This is a genomic window from Thioalkalivibrio sp. AKL6, from assembly GCF_000376905.1.
Taxonomy (GTDB): domain Bacteria; phylum Pseudomonadota; class Gammaproteobacteria; order Ectothiorhodospirales; family Ectothiorhodospiraceae; genus Thioalkalivibrio; species Thioalkalivibrio versutus.
This window is the reverse complement of sequence record NZ_AQXS01000008.1, coordinates 132,908-155,700: the sequence shown is the minus strand read 5'-3', so window position 1 is coordinate 155,700 and position 22,793 is coordinate 132,908. Positions and strand designations below refer to the sequence as shown.

Below are 22,793 nucleotides of genomic sequence, written 5' to 3'. Positions count from 1 at the left end.
TCAGCCCTGGTAGCGCAGACGCAGGGCCTCGATATTCTCCGTGCGCAGGCGCTCCAGCGCCTGGCGCACGCGGTCCTCGTCACTGAACGGGCCGAGGTAGACGCGGTACCAGGTCTCGCCCTGGATCTCGACCTCGTGCACTTTCGGGTCCAGACCGAGCAGGGTCAGTCGTGCCTTCATCTCGTCGGCCTGGGCAAAGCGGCGGAACGAGCCGGTCTGCAGGACGACCGGATCGCCTTCACTGGGCGATGCGGCCGGTGGCACAGCCGGGGCGGGCGCGTCGCGCTCGGACTCCGGCACCCGGATCTCGTCCTCGGGCAGCAGCTCGTAGTAGCGGAAGCGGGGCTCGTCGTCCGAGGGAACGGTGTCCCGCTCCACCGGTGCCGGGGTCGGGGCGGCCGTCTCGGTCGCGGGATCCGGGTCACCGAACAGCGCGCCCAGATCCGGCGAGCGGTCGGCACCCTGCAGGTACAGCACGGCGGCAAGCCCCAGGCCGATCAGCAGGCCGAGCAACATCCATACCCAGCCGGGGATCGGCCGCGAGGCCTTCCGCGGGGCGGACTTGCGACGGGTCTTGCGCGCCTGGGCCATGGTCTACATCCGTTCCGGGGCGGTCACGCCCAGCAGGCGCAGGCCGTTTTGCAGCACCTGCTTGGCGCCGGTCAGCAGCGCGAGGCGCGCGCCGATCACGTCGGGGTCGTCCGCGTTGAGGAAGGGTACCGCGTTGTAGTAGGCGTGGAAGCCGGCGGCCAGCTCGCGCAGGTACTGGGCGATCTGGTGCGGTTCGCAGGCCTCGGCGGCCGCCGCGATCACCTCCGGGAAACGGTCCAGGCGATCCAGCAGGTCATCCTCCTGCGGTTCGGTCAGGCGCGTGCTGAGGCCTGCGGCGTCGGCGGCGGCCGGGGCATGTCCGCGCTCGGCGGCGGTGCGCAGCACGCTGGCAATGCGCGCGTGGGCGTACTGGATGTAGTACATTGGGTTGTCGTTGGACTGCGACTTGGCGAGATCCAAGTCGAAGTCCAGGTGCTGGTCGCAGCGGCGCTGTACGTAGAAGAAGCGCGCGGCATCCGAGCCGACCTCGTCGCGCAGCTCGCGCAGGGTGACGAACTGCCCGGCACGGGTGGACATCGGCAGGCGCTCGCCACCGCGGTAGAGGATCGCGAACTGCACCAGCAGCACGTCGAGGCGGCCGGGGTCCAGGCCCAGGGCCTGCAGCGCGGCGCGCACGCGCGGGACGTAGCCGTGGTGGTCGGCGCCCCAGATGTTGATGACGCGCTCGAAACCGCGCTGGAACTTCTCGCGGTGGTAGGCGATGTCGGAGGCGAAGTAGGTGTAGTCGCCGTTCTCGCGGCGCACCACGCGGTCCTTGTCGTCGCCGTAGTCGGTAGAGCGGAACCACAGGGCCCCGTCCTGCTCGTACAGCGCGCCGCGCCCCTGCAGGTCCTCCACCGCGGCGTCGATCGCGCCGGAGTCGGCCAGGCTGCGTTCGGAGAACCAGCACTGGTACTCCACGCCGAACTCGCGCAGGTCGTCGCGGATGTCATCGAGGATCGCGTTCAGGCCGCAGTCGAACACCTTGCGGTAGAGCGTCTCGCCCAGGAGCTCGCGGGCGCGGCCGATCACCGCGTCGATGAAGGTTTCCTTGTCGCCGCCGTCCGGCTCGTCCGCCGGAAGACCGCGGGTGACGGCCTCGGCCGGGTGCACGCCCTGTTCGCCGATCTGCGCGGTCAGCGTCTCGGCGACCGGGTAGATGTAGTCGCCCTTGTAGCCGTTGGCCGGGAACGGCACCGGGACACCGTGCTGCTCCAGGTAGCGTAGCCACACACTGGCAGCGAGGATGTTCATCTGCCGCCCGGCGTCGTTCACGTAGTACTCGCGGGTGACATCGAACCCGCAGAAATCCAGCAGGTCGGCCACCGTGGCGCCGAAGGCCGCGCCGCGGCCATGGCCGACATGCAGCGGCCCGGTGGGATTGGCGGAGACGAATTCCACCTGCACCGGGCGTCCGCCGCCTACGCTGGAGCGGCCGAAGTCGGCACCTTGGGTCGCGACGCGGCCCAGCACCAGCGTGCGGGCATCCGCGGCCAGGCGGAAGTTGATGAAACCGGGGCCGGCGATCTCGGTGCCGGCGAGGCCGGGCACCTCGGGCATGGCCGCACACAGGGCCTCGGCCAGATCGCGTGGCTTGGATTTCGCCGGGCGCGCGAGCTGCATCGCGAGGTTGGCGGCGAAGTCGCCGTGTTCGCGGTCGCGCGCACGCGTGACCTGCACCTCGACACCGTGGTCGGCGGGTACGCGGCCTTCGGCCACCAGGGTCTCCAGTGCGGCCGCCAGGGCCTCGGTCAGGGTGTCTTTCAAGGGAAGCTCGATCCGTCGGGTAAAAAGGGCCGCATTCTAACCCGGAAGCGCTGGTCGTGCCGCCCCGGTACGGGGCGCTCGAAGGGAACCGGGCGGCGGTTTACGCCAGCGAGACCGGGTCGATGTCGATGGCGATGCGGGTGCCGCGCGGGAGGTCGTCGGTCTGCCAGGCGTGGCGGGCGTGGGTCAGGGCCCGATGGAGTGGGCCGCGCTGGGTGGACTGCAGCAGGATCTGTTCGCGGAAGCGGCGATTGATGCGGTGGCGCGGTGCGGGGGCCGGGCCGAGTACGCGCAGGCCTTCGGCAGCCGCGTTGCGCAGGTGCGTGGCGACGCGCTCGGCGTGGCGGCGGGTGGTCTCGGCATCGCCCGCCTCGACGCGGACCAGGGCCAGGTGGCCGTGGGGTGGCATCTCGGCGGCGGCGCGCTCCTCCAGCAGGGGCGCGACCATCGCCGGGTAGTCCGCGGCGTTCAGGCCGCGGATCAGGGGGTGGTCCGGATGACCGGTCTGCAGCAGGACGCGGCCGCCGCCGGAACCGCGTCCGGCGCGCCCGGCGGCCTGCACGATCAGCTGCAGGGTGTTTTCGGTCGCGCGCAGGTCAACGCTGAACAGGCCCTGGTCGACGTCAATCACGCCGACCAGTCCGACCTGCGGGAAGTCGTGGCCCTTGGCCAGCATCTGGGTCCCGACGACGATGGCGGCATCCAGCTGGCGAATGCGGTCCAGTGCCTCCTCGAGTGCCCCCTTGTGGCGGATGCTGTCGCGGTCCAGGCGGATCAGCGGAGTGGTCGGGTAGTGGCGGGCCAGGGCCTGTTCCAGGCGCTGGGTGCCGAGACCGCGCTGGGCCAGGGCCTCGCCGCATTGCGGGCAGCGCTGGGGGCGCGGTTCCTGGTGACCGCAGAGGTGGCAGACGGCACGCGGGTTGTGCGCGTGGATGGTCAGGCGCGCATCGCAGTCCGGGCATTCGGCGACCCAGCCGCAGGCGTCGCAGGCCAGCACGCGGGCGAAGCCGCGCCGGTTCAGTAGCAGGAAGCACTGGTGGCCGGCGGCGAGGGTTTGTTGCATGGCATCCAGAAGCGGGGCGGTGAGGCCCTCGTCCGGGGTGTGCACACGCGTGTCGATGGCCTCGACGGCGGGGGGTTGCGAGCCGTCCGGGCGCGTCGCCAGTCGGGCGTGGGCGTAGCGGCCAGTGGTGGCCGCATGCAGGGTCTCCAGGGTCGGCGTGGCCGAGCCCAGGACCACCGCGGCCTGTTCCAGCTGGCCGCGCTTGATGGCCAGGTCGCGGGCGTTGTAGCGAAAGCCGTCCTGCTGCTTGAAGGCGCTGTCGTGCTCCTCGTCAACGATGATCAGGCCGAGATCGGGCAGGGGCGTGAACAGCGCCGAACGGGTGCCGACGACGATGCGGCGCTGCCCCTGACGGGCCGACTCCCAGGCGCGCAGGCGCTCGCCCTCGGACAGCCCGGAGTGGAGGAGGGCGACCTGCCCGGGGAAGCGCTGCTGGATGCGCGCGCTCAGCTGTGGCGTCAGGGCGATCTCGGGGATCAGGAACAGGACCTGGCGCCCGCGTGCCAGGACGCGTTCGGCCATTTGCAGGTAGACCTCGGTCTTGCCGCTGCCGGTAACACCCTCCAGCAGGAGGGGTACGCCGGTATCCGGGGTCAGGGCGTCGACGGCGGCGCGTTGTTCGGCGGTCAGGGTGTGGTCGCTGATGTTCGGGGGCGGTGGCTGTTTCGGGTCGGGCGTGATCGCCTCCAGCCAGCCGCGTTCCGCAAACGCGCGCAGTTCGCGCGGGGCGAGTTGCAGCCCGGTGGCGGCGGCCAGGGTGGCGCGATCCAGGGCTGGTGAGGCATGTGGTGTGGAATCCGGGTGGGCCAGCGCGCGGAGGACGGCCTGCTGGCGTCGCCCGCGGGCGTCACCGTCGGCCAGCGCCTGGCGGCCCGCGGGTGTCATCCGCCACAGGGTCTCCGGGGTCAGGGCGGGGAGCGGGTCGCCATGGCGCAGGGCCGGGGGAAGTGCCCCCAGCAGGGCTTCGCCCAGGGGGTGGTGGTAGTAGCGCGCCCCGAACTGCAGCAACTCCAGCAGGCGGGGCCCCAGGATCGGTTTTGCCTCGGGTGCTTCCTGGATCGCACGCAGGCGGCCGGGTGCAACCTCGCTGGTGGATGCCAGCTCGACCACGACCCCGATGGTCGACCCGCGCCCGAAGGGCACGCGCACCCGCTGGCCGGGTGCAAGCGTCAGGTCCTCGGGGATGCGGTAGTCGAACAGCCGGTCCAGAGGGCGATCCAGCGCGATGCAGGCGATTCGGGGCGCGGCAGGCATGCGCACAGTCTACTGTGTCGGACGCCGGGGAGGGGGAGTGGCCGCCGCACTGCGGGAGGGGGTTATCCACAAAAGCTGTGGATAACTCTGTGGGTGAATCGGTATGAACATCCCTAAATGCTTGTTACTGCTAAGGGCTACTTGGATTGGGCAAAAATCGACCAGATCCATTTAATATAGGGAAAACAGCGAGTTATGATCGTTATGTGAAACCGAGTGCGCGCTGTGTGTGCTAACCGGGGTTTGACCCCGGCCCTTGTGGGTAGTTTGTACAGGAATCGTACAGATTTCGGGTTTCAATCCTGGCCCGGTGGGTGAGCAACAAAAAAACCCGGCACCGCAAAACGGTGGCCGGGTTTCGGTTGCGGGGCCCGGTGTCCGGGCCCCGCGAGTGGGGCGGGCCGACTAGCCGAGGGCCTTGACCGATGCCACCAGTTCGGCGGCCACCTTCTGGCCGTCGCCGTACAACATCTGGTTGTTGTCGGCATAGAACAGGTGGTTCTCGATGCCCGAGAAACCGGAGCCCTTGCCGCGCTTCACGCAGATGACGTTGTGCGCCTGGTCCGCGTTGAGGATCGGCATGCCGTAGATCGGCGAGTCCGGATTGGTCCGGGCCACCGGGTTCACGACGTCGTTCGCGCCGATGACCATGGCGACATCCGCGGTCTTGAACTCCTCGTTGATCTCGTCGAGGTCGAAGATGATGTCGTAGGGCACGCCGGCCTCGGCCAGCAGCACGTTCATGTGCCCGGGCATGCGGCCCGCGACCGGGTGGATCGCGAACTTCACGTCCACGCCGCGCTTCTGCAGCAGCTGGGTGAATTCCCAGATCTTGTGCTGTGCCTGCGCCACGGCCATGCCGTAGCCCGGCACGATGATCACCTTCTCGGCAAAGGCCATCATGATCCCGGCGTCGTTGGCCTGGATCTCCTTCATGGTGCCCTCGATCGCTTCCTCGGCACCCCCGCTGCTGCCACCGAACTGGCTGAACAGGATGTTCTTGATCGGGCGGTTCATTGCCTTGGCCATCAGCTGGGTCAACAGCGTGCCGGCCGCGCCAACGACGATACCGGCGATCATCAGGGCCGGGTTGTCGAGCACGATGCCCTTGAGGCCGACCGCGAGGCCGGTGAGGGCGTTGTACAGCGAGATGACCACCGGCATGTCGGCGCCGCCGATCGGCAGGGTCATCAGGATGCCGAAGGCGAGCGATAGGACGAAGAACAGCAGCAGTGTGGCCGAGCCGATCTCGCCGCCGCCGGTCGCCAGCATGAAGCCGAGGATCACGGTGATAGCAAAGATGGCGATGTTCACCACCTGCTGGCCCGGGAAGTGGAAGGTCTTCTTCATCAGGCCCTGCAGCTTGGCGTAGGCCACCAGCGAACCGGAGAAGGCGACCGAACCGATCAGCGAGCCGGTGGTGGCGATCGCCAGGCCGGTGTTGCTGACGCTTTCCGGGGTGGCCTGCAGCAGGTAGATCGCGCCGATGCCGGCCGCGGCGCCGCCGCCCATGCCGTTGTACAGCGCGATCATCTGCGGCATGTCGGTCATGGCGACCTTCTTGCCGCTCCACCAGGCGAGACCGCCACCGATGACGATACCCAGGACGATCAGGGTGTAGTTCACGCCCCCGGAGACCTCCGGATGCACGAAGGTCACGAGCGTGGCGAGCACCATCCCCACGCCGGCCCACATGATGCCCGGCCGCGCGGTGGTCGGCGAAGACATTTGCTTGAGGCCGACGATGAACAGGACCGCCGCCGCAAAATAGGCGAGGTTGATAATCAGACTCATGCGTTATCTCCCTTCTTGTCGTCCTTCTTGCTGGTCTTGAACATCTCCAGCATGCGTTCGGTGACGACATAGCCACCCACGGCGTTGCCCGCGGCCAGGATCACGGCGACAAAGCCGATGGCCTGTTCCAGCGGGGTCGTGGCGTGGCCGAGCGCGACCATGGTCCCGACCAGCACGATGCCGTGGACGAAGTTGGAACCGGACATCAGCGGGGTATGCAGGATGACCGGGACCTTGGAGATGATCTCGTAGCCGGTGAAGGCCGCGAGCATGAAGATGTACAGCGCGATAAAGCCTTCGATGATCATGATTGAGCTCCCTTCAGGGCCTCGCGGGTGGCCTCGTGCACGATCTCGCCATCGCGGGTCAGCACGCTCTTGGCGATGACCTCGTCATCCCAGTCGGGCTGGAATTCGCCGCCTTCGGCGATCATCGGCGTGAGGAAATTCAGCAGGTTCTTGGCATACATCTCGGAGGCATGCAGCGGGACCTGCGAGGGCACGTTCAACGGGGCATGGATGATCACGCCCTTGTGGTCGTGGGTCTCGCCGGGCTTGCTCAGCTCGCAGTTGCCGCCACCTTCGGCCGCCAGGTCGATGATGACCGCACCCGGCTTCATGCCCTCGACCATGATCTTGGGGATCAGCTTGGGTGCATCGCGTCCCGGGATCGCGGCGGTGGTGATCAGCACGTCGGCCTTGGCGATGTACTCGCCCAGGGCATCCTGCTGCTGCTTTTTCTCTTCCGCGGTCAGTTCGCGGGCGTAGCCGCCCTCGCCCTCGGCGGAGACGCCGAGATCGAGGAACTTCGCGCCGAGCGACTCGACCTGCTCCTTGGTGGCGGAGCGCACGTCATAGGCCTCGACCATCGCGCCCAGGCGCTTGGCCGTGGCAATCGCCTGCAGTCCGGCCACGCCGGCGCCGATCACGATGACCTTGGCCGGACGGATGGTGCCGGCCGCGGTGGTCAGCATCGGGAAGAAGCGGCAGGACAGGTCGGAGCCCATGATCGCGCCCTTGTAGCCGACCACGGCCGCCTGCGAGGACAGCACGTCCATGCTCTGGGCGCGCGAGATGCGCGGGATCAGCTCCATCGCGAAGCTCAGGATCTTGCGCTCCTGCATCGCCTTGACCACATCCGGGTTGCGGTGGGCGTGGAACAGGCTGACCACGGTCGAGCCTTCCGGCAGCTGGTTGATCTCCTCGACTGTCGGCGGTGCCACGCGGACCATCAGGTCCGACTGGCCGTAGGCGGTCTCGGTGTCGACCACGGAGGCCTTATCGTAGGCCGCATCCGGAAAATGGGCCTCGGAACCGGCACCCTTTTCCAGCTGCACCGTGATGCCCATATCGCTGAACTTGGCCGCTACCGACGGATCCAGGGCCACGCGGCGCTCGCCGCTGGCGGACTCCTTGGGAACGGATAATTTGATTGCCATGCGCTCTCTCCCCGGGCCAAGCGTTCCCGTATTCCCTATGGGACGTTCAGCCGCGCTCGCGGGTGGTGAAATCGGATGCGGCACGCGTGATTCGGGCGTGCCGCACAAAAAACGACCCGCGAGTGTAGCGGATCCGGCCTCGTGCTTAAACCGTGTCCACTCTCGTTGCAGGGCCCGTCAGGTTGGGCGAGCTTACGATACCGCGGGTCATGGCGTTGTAATTGCTTTGTTCCTGAAGGCTGTTTATTGTTTTTCGGGTATCGAAGGCGGCATGGATTTGTTCACCCGTACGCCGCGTGAGCAAATCCGTGTTTCCTTGAGACGGGACGGGGTCATGTTGCCGAATGAGCATCAGGTCCTGCGCACGGATGCCGCGGGCATGCCGCTGGAGTGGATCGGCCTGGAGCAGGCCGTGCGCCTCTATTACACCGAGCAGGTGGCCTACACCTGTGGCAGCCCGCTATATCGCATGCGCGGCGGCATCAACGCGCGCACCGGGTTGCAGTCACGGGTCGAGGTCAACTCGATCATCGCCACTCACGGCACCCGCAAGTCCCGCTTCAACGACTACATCCCCCCGCTCAATAACACCACCCTGTTCCGCCGCGATGCCCACCTTTGCCTCTACTGCGGTCACGCGTTCCCCGAACACGATCTGTCCCGCGACCACGTGACCCCGATCAGCCAGGACGGCGAAGACACCTGGACCAACGTGGTCACCGCCTGCAAGCGCTGCAATAACCACAAGGCCGGGTTCACGCCGGAAGAGGCCGGGATGCAGTTGCTCGCCATCCCGTTTACGCCCACCCACGCGGAATACATCTTCCTCAAGGGCAAGCGCGTGCTGGCCGACCAGATGGAGTTCCTGCAGGCGCACTTCCCGCGTACCAGCCCGTTGCGGGGTCGTAGCGTCTGATCCGTCCCGGGCGCGCGCCCACTCGTGCCCGCGGGTATCCTTGGCGTGTGAACCAAAGCGACGCTCCGTGACTCCGACAGGGAGTCACCGTCCCCCATGCCTGCAAGGAGCCCCATGAAGTATTTCGGAGAAGCGGATTATCGCCATGGCCAGGCGCGCGGCGTCGGCGTTTTGCTGACCAACCTGGGGACGCCGGACGAACCCACCGCGCCCGCCTTGCGGCGCTACCTGAAGGAGTTCCTCTGGGACCCGCGCGTGGTCGAGGTCCCGCGACCCATCTGGTGGCTGATCCTGAACGGCGTGATCCTGAATATCCGGCCGAAGCGCTCGGCGGCGAAATACGCAACCGTCTGGACCGACGAGGGCTCGCCGCTGCTGGCGATCTCGAAACGCCAGGCCGCCGGTGTGCGCGAGCGCCTGGCCGCGCAGGTCGGCGAGGATGTCCCGGTCGCCCTGGGCATGCGCTATGGCAACCCGTCCATTGAATCCGGCCTGGACGAATTGCGCCGCCAGGGCGTGCGTCGTGTGGTCGTGTTGCCGCTGTACCCGCAGTACTCGGCCAGCACCAATGGCTCCACCTTCGATGCCGTGGCCGACGTGCTCAAGGGCTGGCGCTGGGTGCCCGATCTGCAGTTCATCGCCGCCTATGACGCCCAGCCCGGCTACATCGAGGCCCTGGCCAACAGCGTGCGCGAGCACTGGCAGGCGCATGGTCAGGCCGATCGCCTGATGATGTCCTTCCACGGCATCCCCAAACGCTACCTGCTGCAGGGCGACCCCTACCACTGCCTGTGCCACGCCACCGGGCACAAGCTGGCGCAGGCGCTGGGGCTGAACGACGACCAGTGGCAGGTCACCTTCCAGTCGCGCTTCGGTCGCGAGGAATGGCTGCAGCCCTACACCGACAAGACCCTGGAGGCCTTGCCGGGACAGGGCGTGCGCTCGGTGGACGTGATCTGCCCCGGTTTCTCGGCGGATTGCCTGGAGACCATCGAGGAGATCGGCGACGAAAACCGCGAGATCTTCACCGAGGCCGGCGGCGAGCGCTTCCACTACATCCCGGCGCTGAACGACCGCGCCGATCATCTCGACTTCCTGGCCGGGCTGCTGCAGCAGCACCTGGCGCCGTGGCTCGACGATCCGGACAACGCCCCCGAGGCGCGTGCGGCTGCGCGCGAGCGCGCGCTGGCCATGGGTGCCAAGCAGTAGATCGGCGATGGATCGACCCACGATGGACGGCCGGGGATCGCACACGATCGAGATCGGCGCCGTGATCATCGGCGACGAGCTCCTGAGCGGGAAGCGCCGCGATCGGCATCAGGCGCACCTGACCGCGGCGCTGGCGGAAAGGGGGCTGGAACTTGCGTGGATCCGTATCGTCGGTGATAACGCCCGCCTGCTGACGCAGACCTTCCGCGAGACCCTGGCCAGCGGCGCCGAGGTGTTCAGCTTCGGCGGCATCGGCGCGACCCCGGATGATCGCACCCGCGCCTGCCTGGCCGAGGCACTGGGCCGGCCGCTGGCGCCTCATCCCGAATTCATGGCCATCCTCGAGGAGCGCTTCGGTGCCGACGCCTGGCCCCACCGCGTACGCATGGCCGAGCTCCCCGAGGGGGCCAGCCTGATCCCGAACCCGGTCAACGGCATCCCCGGCTTTAGCTGTGCGCAGCATCACTGCGTACCCGGTTTCCCGGCCATGGCCGAGCCCATGGCCCGCCGGGTCCTGGAGCAGCGCTTCCCCGACCGCGATGCGGCAGCGGGTGCCGTGGAAGAGGTCCTGCGCCTGGAGAATGTCACCGAGAGCCGCCTGGTCCCGGTGCTCGAGGCCATGGAGGCCGCGTTCCCCGACCTGCGCATCTCCTGTCTCCCGCGCATGGACCGCCAGGCGCCGCAGGTCGAGCTGGGCCTGCGTGGCGCCCGCGCCCGCGTCACCGAGGCCCAGGCCGCCTTGCGCCAGCACCTGATCGCCGGCGGTTTTCTGGCGTACTAGTCTGCAGCCTCTTGGCAGGGCAACGGTGCTATAAAGCCCTTGCGCACCCTGGCGTTCCCGGTATATATCCTGTGGGGAAGACGCTGATCTGGGCGTCTGCCTGACAGGCGCCCGCCTGCGCGCCGCGATCGCGGCCCGAATGGAAGACCCGAGTACGTGAACCTGCCTGCCCTTGGCCCCGAATGGCTGGAAGCCGCCGAGACCGCGCCAACCCTTGCGCCGGTCGTGGCCGACTCCTCCTCTGAATTCTGCGAGCCCGACGGCTGGCTGGATGCGCTGGCGCACGAGCATCGGCTCGTCTGGCCCGATTTCCTGCCGCAGGAGATCGTCGACGCCCTGCGAGAGGAGGTCTATGCGCTGCGTGATGCGGCGCAACTGGCGCAGGCGCGGATCGGCCGTGCCGGCGAACGCCATCGGGACCGGGCGACCCGCGGCGATTGGATTCACTGGCTGGATGGCGCGAGTCCCGCGCAGCAGGCGTTCATGGCGCGCCTCGACGAGATTCGTTTGCAGGCGAGCCGGGCGTTGATTCCGGGCCTGTTCGAGACCGAATCCCACTTCGCCCTGTATCCGCCTGGCACGCACTACGCCCGGCACGTGGACGCCTTTCAGGCCGGCAACTGCCGCCGCCTGTCCCTGGTGTTCTACCTGAACCGTCACTGGCGTGAACGCGACGGCGGCCAGCTCGCAATCTACGACAGCGAAGGGCGCGAGATCCGCCGCATCCAGCCACGCGCGGGGACGCTGGTGATGTTTCTCAGTCAGACCGTACCCCATGCCGTCCTGCCTACCCGCCGCTGGCGCGCCAGCATCGCCTCCTGGATGCGCATCCGCGATCTCTCGGGCCCCCTCGCCAGCCTCGCCAGCCTCGACCGCTTCTGACGCTTCTGGTTGCCTCGGCGGTGTCGACCAACGCTGCGGCGGGCCGACGCCTGCCGAGTTCTCGCCGAAATCGCAAGTCGACCCCGCCCATTCGCGACGCGGGACTCGCCCCGACAGCGGCTCCGTGCGGTTCGTTTCGTGTGATGCGCTTCTGGTTTTCCAGCCTTTCCGCGGTCCATGCGGCTTTGTGCGTCATCGGGCCTGGCAAACTGCCTAGGCTTGCAAAGGACGTTTCTGGCTAGAGGGAGACCGTGATGCACAAGATTGGCAATTTGACTCGTTTGGTGGGGTTGGGGATCGCGACGGCGGGGCTCGTCGCCTGTGGCGGCGGCGGGAGCAGCGGTGGCGGGACCGGACAGATGAGCCTTGCCGTGACGGATGCCCCTGTCGATTCGGCCAGCCGGGTCGTGGTCCGCTTTACCCATATCGAGCTACAGCCTTCCGACGGCGAACGCATTCGCATCGATCTGGGTGAGGACGAATCCGTTCGCGAGATCGATTTGCTCGCGTTGCAAGGCGAAGACTCTGAATTCCTGTTCGAGGACGCAGAAGTCCCGGCAGGCGATTACGACTGGATCCGTTTTCATCTGGAGCGCGAAGAGGGTGTCAGTGCGCCGCCGCTCTCCAATTTCGCGACCAGCTCGTTCATCGAGTTCGTGGATGGCTACAGCGAGAACCTGATCATCCCGGGTGGGTTGCAGGCGGGCTTGCAGCTATCCAGCGGCTTCAGCATTGCGGAGGACGAAGAGGCCTCGTTCACCGTGGACTTTGATCTGCGCAAAGCGATCCGCGAAGACACTCGCTTTGAGGGCTACCATCGCATGCGGCGTTCGCTGCGTTTGGTGGATAACCGTGAAGCGGGCGCCATTACGGGGACAGTGGATCCCGGGCTGCTCCCCGCGGATTTCACCTGCGAAGAGCGCGAACCGGGGCTGTACGCCTGCCCGGGCGCGGCGGTTTATGTCTTCGAGGGCCCTGACCGTGAGCCGCGTGATCTCCGCGACGACGATGACGATGCGGTGACCACGGCCAACGTGCACTACCGCCATGTCGAGGCGACCGGTGACTGGGAGTACCGCTACACCGCAGGATTCCTGGAGGCGGGCGATTACACGGTGGCCCTGACCTTCGAGGCGGGCGAGGACGATCCGGAGGAGGCCACTGCCATCGAGTTCGTCGATCAGGCCAACGCCGAAGTCGAGGCGGGTGAGACGACGGAAGTGAATTTCCCGGATAGCTAGTATCGATCGTCCGAGTGGGTTACGGCTTATGGGCCGCTGCCCTGCAGTAGGGGAAAGCCATAGGGGTGCCGGGTTCTGACCCGGCACCCCTTTCTGTTTCTAGGTGTAAATCGTTTCCCGCGTCCCGGTGCGAGGCCCGGTGATCCAGTTCACCCCAAGCGCTGGGCAGCGGGGCTACAGGGCAAAACCACCGTCTGTGAACGGCCGCCAGGCGATTCCGAAGTCGAGTCCGGTACGGTCGCGATCCACCCGGAAGGTCTCGCGGGCTCCATATTGAGGCCAGGCTCCGCAGGCCTCGGCGCCGGCACAAATCTGGTCATCGCCCGCGATGTTGGTGCCGGCGACCACGCGATAATCCCCGGCGGGCACCCCTTCGAAGCGATAGCGGTAGGTCCCGAACTCGGGTTCCAGGGCCGTTTGCGCCACGACGCGATCGTCGCGGTCGAGCAGGAGTACGTAGACCCGTCCCACGGTATCGCTTTGCGGGTCGCGCTCGGCGACCCGGATGCCGACCGGAATGTCGCGCGGGTCGCCGTTGTCGGCGGTGATGCGCAAGCGAGACTCGTAGTCGCCCGGGCTCAGGGCATCGCGCTGCCCGTAGGCGTGATAAAGCCCCAGACCGTCGTCGGTGACCGCGTGTTGTTCCACGGTGAGCCAGGTCGCGGGCGAGGCGATGTCTTCAATCAGCAGGGTGCCATCGCCCCCGTTGCGCAGGCGCAGATCCAGGCCCGTTCCGGTGAAGCCGAAGTTCAGGCTTTGTGGGGATGCCGAGATCCGGGGTGCCAGCTCTCCCGAGCCGGCCCGGGCCGCGATCTCCTGGACCGCCTGATGCGCGTCGATCTCGCCCCACCCGGTTTCCGGGTCCCAACCCGTGGGTCCCAGGTCCTGGGTGAGCTGGCCCGATTCGAGCAGCTCCAGCAGCAATCCCGGGGAGAGCTCCGGATTCACCGCGTGGCCCAGCGCAAGGACGCCGGAAACGACCGCTGTGGACATTGAAGTGCCCTGAAGGAATGCGTAGTCCGATGCAAGGGTTTCGCCCGTGTCATTGACCCAGGTGCTCAGGATGCCGTCTTCGGGGTGAATCATGACGCCCCCGGGCGCCACCAGGTCCAGGCGGGGGCCGTAGTTGCTGTACCAGGCGCGTTCGGCGTTGCGGTCCGTGGCGCCCGCTGCCAGTACCGATTCGTAGGCCGCGGGATAGCCGACCGTGCCGACTCCGTCGTTGCCCGAGGACGCGACCACCAGGATTCCGAGCTCGCGTACCTCCTGCAAGAGTGCATCGGCCTCTGCGCTGTAGCCACCGCCCCCGAGACTGAGGTTGATGATGTCGGCCGGCTTGTCGGGTACGGTGCCGGAGTCGTTCGGCAGACCCGCGGCATAGCGAATCCCCTGTAGCGTGTCGTTCAGGGTCCCGGTCCCGTTCAGCGTCCAGACGGGGAGGATGTCCACCCCCCAGGAGATGCCGGCGACGCCCAGACTGTTGTCGGTGGCCGCCCCGATAATTCCGGTGACGTGCGTACCATGCCAGGAACGCTCTTCATCACAGGTGCTGTCTGCCGGATCGCAGACAAACCGCTTTGTCGGGAAGAGTCGGTTCTCGTCCAGGTCTTCGTGCTCGCGGTAGACGCCGGTATCGATGACGGCCACGACAACCTCTTCGTCTGCTTCCTGGCCGGTGGTGATGTCCCAGGCTTGCGGCAGGTTGATGGCTTCGTGGAACCATTGATCTCCCCAGTGTGGGTCGTTGGGCGTCGTCCGCAGGGGAGTCATTCGGTAGTTGGGCGATGCCGAGACGATATCCGGTTGTCCCCGCAGCGCCTTGATGACGCGCAGGGTGTCATGGCGAGCGGCGTGTTCCGGGGTGCGCCAGGCCACTGCGGGCGAGATCGAGGGCGTATGCAGGCCCAGCGTACTGATGACTGCCTCCGCATGACCCTCGGGGATGCGCCAGAGCTGCTCGCGTCCCGGCGCCCCGGAAATCCTCTGCAGGAGCATGTCGGCCGGGGTTTTCCCTTGTGCAAATGGGCGGATCTCGTCCGCGCTGCGCACGATGATCTCGCCCGGCACAAAGTCATCCGCCACACGCAGGCTTGCCGCATGCGCGGGGTCCAGCAGCTGCGACGAGTCGAGTCGCAAATGGTACGCGGACTGGCCCGAATAGGCCGATACCCGGACATAGTAAAGCCCGGCCTCGGGTGCGACGACGCGTTCGAAACCGTCGATCCCGATGGAGGCATCCACCAGCATCCCGTCTTCATCAATCAGGTTCAGGTCGAGATCGGCCCGTGCGGGATCCGGGAACTCCAGCAAGGCCTGGTCGCCGGCCTCGAACTCGGCCACGAATATGTCATCCGGGTCTCCGGCCGAGCCGAAGCGGCTGTCGGTCAGGGGGCTGGCCACAAATCCGCCGATGATGGCGGGCATGCGCACCGCTTGCGCATTGGCCAGGTCGTTGTTGCTGGAGATCCGGCTTTCCGGGTCGTTCGTATCGGAATCGACATGATGCAAGGCCTGCACCTCGATGCTCCCGGACACGACGAAACCCCCACTGGATGATCCGCCGCCCCCACCCCCGCACCCGACCGCCAGAAGCGCCGAAGACAACGCCAGTGAAATCCATGCGAAGACCTGCCGCATCGATCGCGCTGGTTCATGGCGATGCACGTCGCCATTTGATGGGCCGAATGACTGCTTCACTCCAAAGCTCCTCCGGGTCACCAGCATGTCTGGGGCATCGGCGATTTCGACGGGTGCGCCCAGCGCGCTGTCCTTCAAGCTCGCTCGGCCGCCGACGCGAGAAGGAACTCGCCGCGGTCGAACAAGAATCGCAGGTCCGGGCGGCTGGGACTGTCAAACCCTGCCCAGTTCGGTCTTTTAGTATCGGTCAGGAGTGGCTTTCCATATGGGTTCTGGCTGTTTGCGCGGCTGGTGATTGAATCCCCGGTTCTTTAGACTCGGCCAAGCCCTCACAGGCTTTATGGAAAAAATAAAAGGGAGAAGGGAAGTATGTGGAATCTGAAATCGGCAGAGGGATCTGCATGGAAGCTCGGCCTTGCGGCCGTGACAATCGCCCTGGTGGCAGGCTGCGGAGGGTCGTCCGGTGGTGGCGGTTCTTCAAGCGGGAGCGATGAAGGCGATGAACAGGAACAAGCGTCTGCAGAAGGCATCTGGCGTGGCACCTTCACCGAAGAAGGCGTTGGGACGTTCGATGCCCAAGGACTTTTCTACGACGGCCGGGTGTTTGCGATCAGCGAGGACGAGGGGGTCATTTACGCTGGCGAATACTCGGTAACGGGTGAGCGGGTGAATGCCGATGTCCGTGCTTACGGAATCAACGGCTGGTACTTCGCGGATGCTGTGCTGGAAGGCACGGTGACGACGTCAGAATCCATGAGTCTGGTATTCGAAACCTCACTGGACACCGAGGGTACGGTTTCCCTTGAATACGACACCCAGTACGACCAGCCTTCGGATACGGACATGATCGAAGGTAGTTGGGGCTACTATGAACCTGGATACCATGTTGTAGTCCCTATCGATGCTGCGGGCGACTTCTTTGCCCAGGACAGTGAGGGGTGTTTCTATTCCGGAGGGGCGCGGTCCCTGAATCCGGACAAGAATCTCTACTCGGTCGATATGACGGTTGAGGGATGTGACAATCTGAACGGAGACTACACTGGCTTTGCGGCCTTGCTGAACGAGCCGGGCATGGGCGAAATTCTGCAGATCGTAGTCTCCAACCCGAATGCCATTGTCTTCCGGCCCTTGCAGCCAGTGCTCTGATATTGGTCAACCCTGGGGGTTGGCTTGCGTGTTCAGATGAACCGCTTTGGCAGCCTTTCCACAAGGGCCCGAATCCAGATGGATCCGGGCCCTTTTTGTTGCCTCGGATGGAAAGGGGTGCGCCAGAGACCAGCTATCGGTCACGGCTACATCCCGTACGGACTTCTCTTTCGTCCTGGTGGACCTGTCGACTTCCCGAGGGGGGGCGACTTGCCCTGCTTAGTGAGGGGCGGGAATGCGACAGGCGGCCCTGCCGGCTGTCGGGGTGTGTCGCTTGGTCGGTCAGTTCCTGGAATCGTCTTCGTCGACTTCACGTGCTTTCAGTCTTTCGGCGGCGGTTTGGGCGGCCGTGGTACCCGGGTAATAGTCGCGCACGTACTCGATTCGGGCGCGGGCCTCGTCTGCGTGTCCTGCCGCGGCGGATCGGTCGGCGATCTCCAGTTCGATGTCGGCCAGGTTCTCGCGCAGGCGGGCCAGGCGCGGGGCAATGGACTCCGCGTACTCCGACATGGGGTAGTCGTTGAGGAAGGCGGCCAGCTGGAGGAAGACCTGGCGGCCCTGTTCGCTGCGTTGTTTGGGTGGCGCGGACGAGGCCCGGTTCCACGTTCCCAGATGCGCCAGGGCACCGAGATACGCGGCGTAGTCGATATCCGGATGATCCGGGTTCTCCTGGCGGATGGTATCGGTGAGGTTGCGGGTGCGCGCGAATTCCCCGCGCTGCAGGCATACCCGGGCGACCGACAGGCGGACGTCGACCGAGGCGGGTGCGTCGGCCGTATCCAGCGCACTGTAAGCCGCACGGCAGTCCCCGCGTTCCAGGGCATAGCGGATATCCTCTGGCGGGGGCTGGGACCCGTTTGGCGGGGTGGTGGCACAACCCGCCAGCATCAGGCCGAACAGTGCGCTGGCGGTCAGCGCGGCAGTCGGGGAGGCAGGCCGGAACCGGCGGGGCGTTATCGGGTTTCGTTCGGGTGTCACGGGGCTGATCCTGCGGTCCATAGATACCGTCCCTGGTCGTCACGGCGAAGATTGTTTTCGAGCAAACGCTGAATGGCGGCATCGGCGTGGGCGCGCGGGTCCAGCAAAACCCGCGCATCCATGCCCGGGGGATCCGTACGCAGGTCCAGGCGAATCGTGCCGGTGATGCCCAGTTCGGCATCTGGCGAGGCATCCAGGTCGATCTCCAAGCGCTGGTCCTCTTCGCGCAGGGTCGCGCGTTGCTCGCCCAGGGGCAAGGGGCGGGGGAGGCCCGCGGCCGCTTCCTGCCAGTTGACCCGCCCCGAGGCGTGTTCCACCGTTCCGTCCCGATGGACCCGGAGGTGCAGTCCGCTGGTCTGCAACCGGCCGTCCAGAACCAGGGGGATGCCCGTGTCCCACTGATGCAGGGCGGCCGCTGGCAGGGTCCCTTCGAGCCCGGAGAGCTGCACGCTGTCGAGGCCGAGCCGGAGCGCTCCCCGGAGTTCGCCGCCGCCGGGCGGGGCCCAGTGGATGTCGGCGCCCAGCCCCCCGCGCAGAAGCTCGCCGGGTCGCACATCCCAGTGCAGCTGGCCCAGCGGCCCCGCCGGTGATTGAACCCCCTCGACGCTACCCTGCCAGAGCGACCCGTGCACCTGTTCCCAGGTGATCGTCTCCGGCAAACCGGCCCACCGCTCGGCACCCGCCAGCGCGACGGAAGCGGGCGCGCGTACGACCAGCGCAAGCAGCAGGACGAGAACAAAAAGCGCCCCCAGCGAGAACCATGCGGGGCGATCCCGGTGGCGTTCATCGACGCGGTTGTTGGCGGCGACGGTCACACTACGACTCGCGGGTCAGAAAGAGTTCGGCATTGATGCGCCCCGGTTCGACGACGCGTTCCAGCAAGATGCGTCCGGGCACGACGCCGTCTTCTTGTTCCAGTTCGCCGAGCCAGCGCATCAGGTCGCTGTAGGGCGCCCCCTCGAGGTGCAGGGTCACGCCGGTATCGCCAGGGCGCGCGCGTGCCAGGTATTCGCCGAGACCGAAGGCTCGCGCGGAGGCATCCACGTGGGCGATCAGCGAGCGGCCTTCAAGGTGCGGGCGCTGATTGTCCTGTGTCGGTTCGCGGCTGCGGGCGGCCGCGACCTCGGGGGCGGTGGCCTGCATCCAGGCCAGTTCCGCGCGCGCCTCGGTGAGTCGGTCGCGGGACTGTTCGCGGCTTTCCAGCAGAGGCTCGACGACGCCCAGGAACCCCACTGCGATGAGCAGGACCAAGCCACCTGCCAGCAGGATCCGTTGCTCGCGTGTCTGCAGGGCGTCCCAGTAGGCCTTCATGGTTCTTGCTCGATGGTCATGCGTGCCCGGACGCCTTGCTCGCCGGTTTCGGCCGAGACGATCCGCACACGCGCGGACATGGCTTCGCGCAGGGCCTCGCGCAACTGTTCCAGTTCCGCGATTCCGCTGCCCTCCAGCTCGAGTTCGAGGCGATCCGGGTCGCCCCGCAGACGCTGCAGGGTCAGGTCGCGCGGGGCGAGGCCCTCCATGATGCTGGCAAGGGCTTCGCCGAGCGGGCTGTGTATGGTCGCAGTCGTCGTGTCCGATTCGGCCTGTCCCAGCAGGCCCTCGAACTGGGCCACGGGGGCGACCATGCGGGCCTGCGGCAGGGTTTCCTCGAACAGGGCCGCGATGTCCCGTTCGGTCGCCCGGTATTCCCGCTCGAGTTGCCAGGCCTCCAGCCACACGGACCCAAGCCAGACGGCGGCCAGCACGAGCGCCAGTGCCGCCGGTGCGCGCCATGGTGCGGGAAGGGCGCCGAGCGAGGTCCGGCTTTCGGCGGGCGATGCGAAGTCGAAGGCAAGGGCAGCCCGTACGGCGCGCTGTAGTTCGGGCGGCGGGAGGCCTCCCGATTGCACCCCGGCCAGCAGGAGCTCGAGGACGTCGCCGGACCATTCGGACGGCGGCTGGAGGGGGGTGTGCGGGTCGGGTTCGGCGGCCGGACCCACCACATGAACGGCGGTCTGGGGAGGCCGCGTTTCGTTGGCGCTGGTGTCATCGGAGGCCGTGGTGGCGGCGGAGCGTTGTTGCAACCACCAGCTGGCGACTTCCCGGGGCATCGCGAGGGGTTCGGCCTCGGGCGAAAGCACGATGCTGCGTTGCGTTCCCGAGAGCAGGAAGACCTGATCGCCCGGGTCCAGGGTTCGCAGTAGCGCAAGATCCGGGATCATGTGCGACACGCGGATGCCGAGCTCGCGAAGCCAGTCTTGCCAGCAGTCCAGGTCCCGATGCGCGACCACGCCGGCCAGGGTCTCGGTACCGTGGCGAGGGCCGGCAACGATCCGGAGCTGTTCCAGATCCTCGCTGAGGCGGTCTTCCAGGGCGAACGGAAGCGCGCGGCGACGCACGCGGCCCGACTTCCCGGGCACGAACACCCGATGGAGAGGGGCGCGTTCCCCGGGGAGCAGTGCAACCGCATGGTCGTCCGCGGCGATCAGGGCGCGCAGCTCGTCCGGTGCCGCCTTGCCCTGATCCGCCAGCGCGCCGTTCCTGCGCAGCCGCAGCCAGCGCAGCCGAAGCGGCGTATCCGCGCCCAGCATCTCGGGTTCTGGCAGCTGGAAGAGGAACCAGTTCATGCCGAGTCCAGTGAGTGAAAGGCGTCTGCAGGCATCCAGTCTTCTTGTTCAGGGTTCGCAGGGAGCGTGTTCGCGAATAATGGTACGCCCGTTGGGGCCATCGAGGATCGCGCAGTGAAAATAATCCCGTCCGGCGATGCGGACAACCAGTTGCAGACGGAAATAGCGAACGTCGCGGCTCTGTTCGGTCGCCTGACCCAGCGCCGCGGTGGTGACGGAGTCCGGGGCGCGTTCCATGTCGATGGCGTTGTCGGTGCCCGGCCGGGCCACGACCCAGGGTGCCAGCGCCTGCCAGAGGTCCGGGTCGAACCCGTGTACCTGAAGCAATTCCGACGCGAGGCGCATCGGGCGGTTGCCGCTGAGCCGGGGCGGCTCCAGGCCGCGATATACCGGGTCGTCCGTTTCCGGGTTCATCCAGTCATGTACGGCGACCGCCAGGCGTTGGGCGTTACCCGACTGACCCTCGGTTGCCGCGAGGGCCTGTTCGATCAGGCCGGCGAAGGCCTCAAGGGGCGGGTCATCGGCGCGTCCGAGACTGTTGAGGTTGAAGCGGCAGTGAAGATTCTCCAGGCGGGCGCGCACGCCGACACCCTCGACCTCCAGTGGCAATGTGGGAGACGCGCAGCCCTCCCACGGCAGGTCGTCGTAATCTGGCAGCCTTTCCAGCATGTGCAGGGCGACGGTTTCGGCCCCCTGGGTCAGGTGCCGCGCCCGATCCTGGTCCTGGATGGTGGCCGCGCGGAACACTTGCTGATTGTCGCGCATGGTCATGGTGACCGCCGTCACGCTGGCGATCGCGACCACCAGCAGGGCCGTGATCAGCGCGGCACCCGAATGTCTGTTCTTCACTGGGCCCCCGGCAGGGCAATGCGGCGCTCGACGGGTCCGAGTCCCGGAACGACCAGGCGGACGATCACCTGCGTCGGTCGGCGGTCGCCGCTATCCAGCGGTGGCCAGCTGTCCGTGACCTCCTGGGTGTCGCCATCGACAAAGTCGAAGCGGATCTCCAGTTCATCGCCCGTGTCCCACGTCATTTCGCGATCCGCCGTGGCGCTTTCCCCGGCATGTGCGTCCCGACCGAGAAACAGGCGCACCTGCTCGGATTCCGGCAGGGCACCGTCCAGCACCGGCCAGGTAACCCGTTCCAGCCCGCGTTCACTGACTCTCCAGGCGACCCGCGCCAGACGGCCGTGTTCCCCGCTTCCCGCCCGTACCAGCTCCAGTTGTCGCGGGTCCGTGACCGGGCTGTAACGCAGGGCCGGGAGGCGGTCGCCGTAGCCGTCGCGGGGCTGCAGCTCGATGCTGTGGCGCAGATCGCGTTCCAGCACCGCCAGCGTGACCTGTAGCTCCGCCAGGCGCTGGCTCTGGGCTTGCGTGGCATGGTCCGCCATCAGCACTGCACGCAGTCCGCCGATGGCCAGCACGCCAACGGTGGCGAACACGGCCACGGCCACGAGCAGCTCCAGCAGGGTAAAGCCGCGCGAGGCGCCCAATGAACATGGCCGATGTGCCGGCATTTCAGGGCAATGCATAGCCGGTCGTCTGCACGAGAGGATGGTCGGGGTCGCCATCGAGCGGCCACACCCGGACCTCGATACGGCGCACCGCCGGCAGCTCCAGCGGGGCGTCGATGACCGTATCGGTGATCTCGATGCTGGCCTCCCATTCGCGGTCCGCGAGGGTGGACTGAATGCGCTCGGTACCGACATCGACGCGCCGCAACCCGGCCTCGTAGTCGGCGAGCAGGTTGCTGGCCACCCATCCGGCCAGTGTACGTTCCTGCAGATAGGCGGTATTGCGCGCGTGTTCGCTGCCCGCCTTGATGAGGGCCCCGAGGGCGACGCCGAGCACCACCAGGGCAATCAGGACCTCGAGTAGCGTGAATCCGCGCCGTGTGCCGCGTGCCGCCATGGCTAGTTGGGCTGTGCCGGACGGGCCATCAACAGGTGGCGGGGCTCGCCGCCTACCGGTGGCGGGTGCTCGAAGGCCTGGATGGGTTGACCCCGTTCGACCCGGAGCACGAAACCGCTTTGCCCGTCGGGGTTTTCCAGCACCAATTCAAAGGGTTCGATGTCGCCGCTACTGCTGATGGCGATGCGATTATGCTCCGGCCCTTCGCGGAGGCTGCTGCGCCGCCCGTCTACATAAAGCCGTGGTTGCAGCCCGTGTTGCCGAAAGTCCCGCGGACCCAGCGGCCCCCGCTCGATCGGTGTCCAGGTGACCCGGGCGTCGTCGAGCCACTGGCGCTCCAGAATGACCAGCCCCTGCGTGCCAATTCCGATGGACAGCGCCTGGCCGGTCAACAGGGTGTGTTCCCGGGCGAGTTCGATCTGGCCCGCCAGCTGGCGAGCGGTCTGTTCGAGGCTCCGGCTGCCCAGCTGGCTCATGGACAGCACGCCGATGCTGGCCACCACGCCGATCACGAACATCACGACCAGCAGTTCGATCAGGGTGAAGCCGGAGGGGCATGCGCGGCGGGTCGCCATGGGC

General features: G+C 67.0%; 21 protein-coding genes. 6 read left to right on the top strand and 15 right to left on the bottom strand.

Annotation, left to right across the window (positions count from 1 at the left end):
- The 6 genes from D575_RS0103800 to D575_RS0103775 form a co-directional block, all read right to left on the bottom strand.
- A complete protein-coding gene (locus D575_RS0103800) occupies nt 1-591 on the bottom strand; it encodes an SPOR domain-containing protein (protein WP_018144585.1) in 591 nt (196 codons plus the stop codon).
- A 3-nt stretch (nt 592-594) separates the two neighbouring features.
- Complete coding sequence (gene argS / locus D575_RS0103795; protein ID WP_018144584.1) at nt 595-2,358, bottom strand: arginine--tRNA ligase; 1,764 nt, start codon at nt 2,356-2,358, stop codon at nt 595-597.
- Nucleotides 2,359-2,458: 100 nt separating this feature from the next.
- Nucleotides 2,459-4,675, bottom strand: coding sequence for a primosomal protein N' (locus D575_RS0103790; protein WP_018144583.1), 2,217 nt, complete (start codon nt 4,673-4,675; stop codon nt 2,459-2,461).
- Between the two features lie 405 nt (nt 4,676-5,080).
- A complete protein-coding gene (locus D575_RS0103785; protein ID WP_018144582.1) occupies nt 5,081-6,469 on the bottom strand; it encodes an NAD(P)(+) transhydrogenase (Re/Si-specific) subunit beta in 1,389 nt (462 codons plus the stop codon).
- On the bottom strand, nt 6,466-6,777 hold the full coding sequence (locus tag D575_RS0103780; protein ID WP_017942675.1) for an NAD(P) transhydrogenase subunit alpha: 312 nt from the start codon (nt 6,775-6,777) through the stop codon (nt 6,466-6,468). Before D575_RS0103780 ends, D575_RS0103785 begins: the two co-directional genes overlap by 4 nt.
- Nucleotides 6,774-7,907, bottom strand: a complete 1,134-nt coding sequence (locus D575_RS0103775; RefSeq protein ID WP_018144581.1) for an NAD(P) transhydrogenase subunit alpha — start codon at nt 7,905-7,907, stop codon at nt 6,774-6,776. Before D575_RS0103775 ends, D575_RS0103780 begins: the two co-directional genes overlap by 4 nt.
- A 334-nt stretch (nt 7,908-8,241) precedes the next feature.
- On the opposite strand from D575_RS0103775, the gene D575_RS0103770 reads away from it, so the two are divergent.
- The 5 genes from D575_RS0103770 to D575_RS0103750 all read left to right on the top strand — a co-directional run bounded on the left by D575_RS0103770 (nt 8,242) and on the right by D575_RS0103750 (nt 12,936).
- Nucleotides 8,242-8,823, top strand: coding sequence for an HNH endonuclease (locus D575_RS0103770; RefSeq protein WP_018144580.1), 582 nt, complete (start codon nt 8,242-8,244; stop codon nt 8,821-8,823).
- A gap of 114 nt (nt 8,824-8,937) precedes the next feature.
- Complete coding sequence (gene hemH, locus D575_RS0103765) at nt 8,938-10,032, top strand: ferrochelatase (protein ID WP_018144579.1); 1,095 nt, start codon at nt 8,938-8,940, stop codon at nt 10,030-10,032.
- 22 nt (nt 10,033-10,054) lie between these two features.
- Nucleotides 10,055-10,813 carry a molybdopterin-binding protein gene (locus D575_RS0103760; protein ID WP_018144578.1) on the top strand — a complete coding sequence of 253 codons (759 nt, stop codon included), beginning with the start codon at nt 10,055-10,057 and terminating at the stop codon, nt 10,811-10,813.
- Nucleotides 10,814-10,969: 156 nt separating this feature from the next.
- Entirely contained in the window at nt 10,970-11,695 is a 726-nt protein-coding gene (locus D575_RS0103755; protein ID WP_018144577.1) for a 2OG-Fe(II) oxygenase, read from the top strand.
- 254 nt (nt 11,696-11,949) lie between these two features.
- Nucleotides 11,950-12,936: a DUF4382 domain-containing protein gene (locus D575_RS0103750; protein WP_018144576.1), complete on the top strand. Its 987-nt coding sequence runs from the start codon at nt 11,950-11,952 to the stop codon at nt 12,934-12,936.
- Between the two features lie 174 nt (nt 12,937-13,110).
- Here D575_RS0103750 and D575_RS0103745 read toward each other — a convergent pair whose 3' ends face one another.
- Nucleotides 13,111-15,453, bottom strand: a complete 2,343-nt coding sequence (locus tag D575_RS0103745; protein ID WP_018144575.1) for a S8 family serine peptidase — start codon at nt 15,451-15,453, stop codon at nt 13,111-13,113.
- Between the two features lie 489 nt (nt 15,454-15,942).
- Here D575_RS0103745 and D575_RS0103740 point away from each other — a divergent pair, with 489 nt between their 5' ends.
- A complete protein-coding gene (locus D575_RS0103740) occupies nt 15,943-16,719 on the top strand; it encodes a hypothetical protein (RefSeq protein WP_018144574.1) in 777 nt (258 codons plus the stop codon).
- Between the two features lie 282 nt (nt 16,720-17,001).
- On the opposite strand, the gene D575_RS0103735 is transcribed toward D575_RS0103740, so the two are convergent.
- From D575_RS0103735 to D575_RS0103700, 8 genes are read right to left on the bottom strand one after another with little or no spacing between them, the layout of a single operon-like run.
- The gene (locus D575_RS0103735; RefSeq protein WP_018144573.1) at nt 17,002-17,697 is read right to left on the bottom strand and encodes an outer membrane protein assembly factor BamD; all 696 of its coding nucleotides are present in this window, start codon (nt 17,695-17,697) and stop codon (nt 17,002-17,004) included.
- Nucleotides 17,694-18,512 (bottom strand): type II secretion system protein N, encoded by an 819-nt coding sequence (gene gspN, locus D575_RS0103730; protein WP_018144572.1) that lies wholly within the window; start codon nt 18,510-18,512, stop codon nt 17,694-17,696. The genes D575_RS0103735 and gspN overlap by 4 nt, the downstream gene beginning before the upstream one ends.
- Before the next feature lies 1 nt (nt 18,513).
- Nucleotides 18,514-19,008: a type II secretion system protein GspM gene (gspM, locus tag D575_RS0103725; protein WP_018144571.1), complete on the bottom strand. Its 495-nt coding sequence runs from the start codon at nt 19,006-19,008 to the stop codon at nt 18,514-18,516.
- Entirely contained in the window at nt 19,005-20,303 is a 1,299-nt protein-coding gene (gene gspL / locus D575_RS0103720; protein WP_018144570.1) for a type II secretion system protein GspL, read from the bottom strand. Before gspL ends, gspM begins: the two co-directional genes overlap by 4 nt.
- A 48-nt stretch (nt 20,304-20,351) precedes the next feature.
- Nucleotides 20,352-21,152 (bottom strand): general secretion pathway protein GspK, encoded by an 801-nt coding sequence (locus tag D575_RS0103715; protein ID WP_018144569.1) that lies wholly within the window; start codon nt 21,150-21,152, stop codon nt 20,352-20,354.
- Nucleotides 21,149-21,835, bottom strand: coding sequence for a type II secretion system minor pseudopilin GspJ (gene gspJ, locus D575_RS0103710; RefSeq protein WP_026182037.1), 687 nt, complete (start codon nt 21,833-21,835; stop codon nt 21,149-21,151). The genes D575_RS0103715 and gspJ overlap by 4 nt, the downstream gene beginning before the upstream one ends.
- A complete protein-coding gene (gene gspI / locus D575_RS0103705) occupies nt 21,822-22,214 on the bottom strand; it encodes a type II secretion system minor pseudopilin GspI (protein WP_018144567.1) in 393 nt (130 codons plus the stop codon). Before gspI ends, gspJ begins: the two co-directional genes overlap by 14 nt.
- 2 nt (nt 22,215-22,216) lie before the next feature.
- On the bottom strand, nt 22,217-22,789 hold the full coding sequence (locus tag D575_RS0103700) for a GspH/FimT family pseudopilin (protein WP_018144566.1): 573 nt from the start codon (nt 22,787-22,789) through the stop codon (nt 22,217-22,219).
- Nucleotides 22,790-22,793 lie beyond the last annotated feature (4 nt).

Coding starts and splice junctions, on each gene's coding strand:
- D575_RS0103800 (WP_018144585.1), bottom strand. CDS start 591: ATGGCCCAGGCGCGCAAGACCCGTCGCAAGTCCGCCCCGCGGAAGGCC.
- D575_RS0103790 (WP_018144583.1), bottom strand. CDS start 4,675: ATGCCTGCCGCGCCCCGAATCGCCTGCATCGCGCTGGATCGCCCTCTG.
- D575_RS0103785 (WP_018144582.1), bottom strand. CDS start 6,469: ATGAGTCTGATTATCAACCTCGCCTATTTTGCGGCGGCGGTCCTGTTC.
- D575_RS0103780 (WP_017942675.1), bottom strand. CDS start 6,777: ATGATCATCGAAGGCTTTATCGCGCTGTACATCTTCATGCTCGCGGCC.
- D575_RS0103775 (WP_018144581.1), bottom strand. CDS start 7,907: ATGGCAATCAAATTATCCGTTCCCAAGGAGTCCGCCAGCGGCGAGCGC.
- D575_RS0103770 (WP_018144580.1), top strand. CDS start 8,242: ATGTTGCCGAATGAGCATCAGGTCCTGCGCACGGATGCCGCGGGCATG.
- hemH (WP_018144579.1), top strand. CDS start 8,938: ATGAAGTATTTCGGAGAAGCGGATTATCGCCATGGCCAGGCGCGCGGC.
- D575_RS0103760 (WP_018144578.1), top strand. CDS start 10,055: ATGGACGGCCGGGGATCGCACACGATCGAGATCGGCGCCGTGATCATC.
- D575_RS0103750 (WP_018144576.1), top strand. CDS start 11,950: ATGCACAAGATTGGCAATTTGACTCGTTTGGTGGGGTTGGGGATCGCG.
- D575_RS0103740 (WP_018144574.1), top strand. CDS start 15,943: ATGTGGAATCTGAAATCGGCAGAGGGATCTGCATGGAAGCTCGGCCTT.
- gspM (WP_018144571.1), bottom strand. CDS start 19,008: ATGAAGGCCTACTGGGACGCCCTGCAGACACGCGAGCAACGGATCCTG.
- gspL (WP_018144570.1), bottom strand. CDS start 20,303: ATGAACTGGTTCCTCTTCCAGCTGCCAGAACCCGAGATGCTGGGCGCG.
- gspJ (WP_026182037.1), bottom strand. CDS start 21,835: ATGCATTGCCCTGAAATGCCGGCACATCGGCCATGTTCATTGGGCGCC.
- gspI (WP_018144567.1), bottom strand. CDS start 22,214: ATGGCGGCACGCGGCACACGGCGCGGATTCACGCTACTCGAGGTCCTG.
- D575_RS0103700 (WP_018144566.1), bottom strand. CDS start 22,789: ATGGCGACCCGCCGCGCATGCCCCTCCGGCTTCACCCTGATCGAACTG.